This is a genomic window from Pseudoflavonifractor sp. An85, from assembly GCF_002161235.1.
Classification (GTDB): domain Bacteria; phylum Bacillota; class Clostridia; order Oscillospirales; family Oscillospiraceae; genus Enterenecus.
In genome coordinates, this window is sequence record NZ_NFHE01000066.1 from 1 (window position 1) to 3,161 (window position 3,161).

The window sequence follows — 3,161 nt, forward strand, 5'->3', positions numbered from 1 at the left end:
GTCCTGCGGGAAAAGGGTCTCTCCCGCTACCAGCTCTCCAAGCGCAGCGGGGTTCCATGGGCCACGCTGGCGGACATCTGCTCGGGCAAAACGTCGCTGACGCGGTGCAATGCCGGGACGTTGAGCAAGCTTGCCGCCACGCTGGACATCCCCATGGAGCAGCTTCTGACCATGACCGTAGAGCAAAAGCAGGCCCCGGACGGGAAGCCAAAAGATCGTTCCTACCTGGAAAGGGATCTGCCGGCCAGCCTGCAAAAGGCCCTGGATGAATATATCCAGGGAGAGAAAGACCATGTGTCCTACATGGACTGCCTGTGGGGAGAGCTGTATGGCGCCATCAACTCCAACCAGTGGAGCAGCGCCATCACGCGGGAGCAGGCGGACTACCTGAGAGCAAAATACCTGTAATGGGGAGGAACGACTCGTGATCGATTTTACCAACTGCCCTGTCAACCGCTTCCGTGCCTATGGCGGTGCGAACGGAAATAAGATCAATATCTCCTATGCGGGCTCCAGTTATATGCTGAAGTTTCCTCCACGCCCCAGCCGGAACAAAGAAATGAGCTACACCAACGGATGCATCAACGAATATGTGGCATGTCATATTTTCGAGATGCTGGGCTTCCGGGTACAGGATACCCTGCTGGGTAATTACACAGATCGTCGGGGCAAAAGCAAGCTGGTGGTTGCCTGCCGTGATTTTACAGAGGGCGGAAAGCGGCTGATTGAGTTCGCCCAACTGAAGAACACCTGTATCGACAGTGAGCAGAATGGTTACGGCAAGGAGCTGTCATCGATTCTGCAAGCTATTGATGAGCAAACATTATATCCAGCAGATGAACTTCGGAAATTTTTCTGGGATATGTTTATTGCGGATGCGCTCCTCGGAAACTTTGACCGGCATAACGGTAACTGGGGCCTGCTGGTGAGTGAGGAGGAGCAAAGTGTGGAGATTGCGCCGGTCTATGACTGCGGCTCCTGTCTCTATCCGCAGCTGGATCTGCCCCGCATGGCAGAGGTACTGAAGTCGCAAGAAGAGATCGACCGGCGGATCTTTGTGTTCCCTGCCTCATCCATTGAAGAAAACGGTGTGAAAATTCCGTACTTCGATTTCATCTCTTCCCTTCGCTATCCGGAGTGCAATGATGCACTCAGACGAATCACCGCACGAATCGATCTGGATAAGATACAGAAGTTCCTGGATGGAACTCCGGAGCTCCAACCGCTCCAGCGGGAGTTCTACCTCACTATGCTGACTGAGCGCAAGGAAAAGATACTGGACTACAGTATGAACCTCCTGATGCGGCAGGAGCAACAGTCGACGAACCCCGAGTTAACAATGTAACCAGCTAGAATGCAGAGGGATCGCATCTCATAGATGCGGTCCCCTTTTCCATTCCGCTGATCATCTTGTCAGTAAACTCTGCTGGAGGAAGCGCCCATCCAGATAGATGAGCTATTCTACCCAGGATACAAACCCAAACTAATCTTCCCCCTGTGTAGGCCGGAGCGAGCGCTCCGGCCTTTCTCATGCGAGAGAACAGACTTTGTTTGTCTCATCCAACTCAACCCGGAACCCTCCACCATCGGCTATGCCCCCCTGGCTGGAGATTGAATACATCAATTACGACTGAGAAAGGAAGTGCCAATGAAACAAGTAAACCTGACCATTTCTTTTGACGAGGAAAAACTCTCTGCCTTGAAACGCTACATGAGCAAGCGAGATCTGGAACTGGAGCGTGAGATGACGGATGCCCTGGTAAAACTCTACGAAAAGTATGTCCCTGCCCCTGTGCGTGAGTACATCGATGAGACTGACACGTCTGCTCCCACCAGATCTCGGCGCAGTCCAAAACCCGTCACGCCCAAGCCCTTGGAAGAAATGGAGGTGACACAGTGAACAGCAAGGATATCACCCTCTGGATTGACCAGCGTTGGTACGATGCGTTGAGCAAGCATCTGAAAGATGAAACGCTGGAGGAACACCTGGAGGATGTCATTGACGAGATGTGCAACCAGCTCCCCCAGCGGGAGTATGAGCGCATCAGCGCTGAAATCTGGCAGGAGGATCAGGAGGAGCGGAAAGCTCGAGAAGCCGCCCGTCGCTTTGCCGTCTTCCATGTCACGGAGGGCGGAAACTCTACCTACTTCCTGGCGGAAGAACATCTGGAGTTCCTTCAGACCGCCAGCCGCCTGCGCAATTACATCCGCAAGGCCGAAGGCGATCCCCCCGCACGGTTCACCGGAATGTTTCCCCGTGGAGAAAAGTTATCCCATGAGCAGTTCGACACATATGTGTTGGAGCGATTAGACAACACCGGACGCGTGGTGGGTGCATTCCACATCGACCTGGACAGTGAGCGGCTCGATGCACTCAATATCATGGACGGCTGGCAGCGATTCCGCATCCAGGATGTCAGCACCGCCGTCTACTTCGCCATGAAGAAAAGCATCGCATCCCCGGAAGAACGGTGGCGCATCTTCCTGGATCGTCTGCAAGGAAAAGAGGTCACACACGAAACAGAAGCGCAGTATCTCACTGGCAGTCGGATGCTCCGTGCAGAGGACATCTCCTTCGCAGAGGATATTATTCAGCACGACAACCTGCTGGAGTTCTACATGGAGGTATCGTCCTTTGCGGATCAGGTGTTTGGAACCAACGTGTGTACAGCTGAGAATGATGATTGGCTGAACATCTACGCCAGCTATGATCTGGATCACGGTTGTGTCTGCGACTGGCTGGACGTGTACCTGCGGCACGGCAACGGCGATGAGCAGGACTTCAAGTACCGGCTCAGTGCTGAGGAGCAGGCCCTACTCCTCCCCAAGATGGATGCCTACTGTCAGGAGAATTTGGGCCAGAGCCTAGAGGAGTGCTGTGCAGACTTCCTGACGGAGCAAACTCGCACCGTGCCGGAGATGCAGATGTAGCGCCGTGTTGCCCCCTGTGGGCCGATTTGCGGGGCTTCCCCAGGCTCCCCCACCCGTGTACCCCTCCCAGGGCAGTTGCGGGGGATTTGGGCCGATTTACGGAGCAGCGGATAGCCGACGAAAGCGAAGCAGGGGAAAAGAGAGGGGTCGTGACCGCCCCCTCTCCCGCCACAACTGCCCGCAGTGCGGGCAGTTTTCGGGTTCCACCACCGGGGTCGTGAGCAGCATTT

At 54.9% G+C, this 3,161-nt stretch carries 4 protein-coding genes; all 4 read left to right on the top strand.

Annotated elements, in window-relative coordinates:
* Positions 1 to 408: helix-turn-helix transcriptional regulator (locus B5G37_RS14130; protein ID WP_242962902.1), on the top strand; the 408-nt coding region annotated here is incomplete at its 5' end.
* 16 nt (positions 409 to 424) lie between these two features.
* On the top strand, positions 425 to 1,345 hold the full coding sequence (locus tag B5G37_RS14135; protein WP_087258881.1) for a HipA domain-containing protein: 921 nt from the start codon (positions 425 to 427) through the stop codon (positions 1,343 to 1,345).
* Positions 1,346 to 1,648: 303 nt separating this feature from the next.
* Positions 1,649 to 1,900 (top strand): DUF6103 family protein, encoded by a 252-nt coding sequence (locus tag B5G37_RS14140; RefSeq protein ID WP_087258883.1) that lies wholly within the window; start codon positions 1,649 to 1,651, stop codon positions 1,898 to 1,900.
* Entirely contained in the window at positions 1,897 to 2,931 is a 1,035-nt protein-coding gene (locus B5G37_RS14145; protein ID WP_087258885.1) for a hypothetical protein, read from the top strand. Before B5G37_RS14140 ends, B5G37_RS14145 begins: the two co-directional genes overlap by 4 nt.
* Positions 2,932 to 3,161: the final 230 nt, after the last annotated feature.

Excerpts from the sequence above, each read along its gene's own strand:
- B5G37_RS14140 (WP_087258883.1), top strand. The coding sequence starts at position 1,649 with ATGAAACAAGTAAACCTGACCATTTCTTTTGACGAGGAAAAACTCTCT.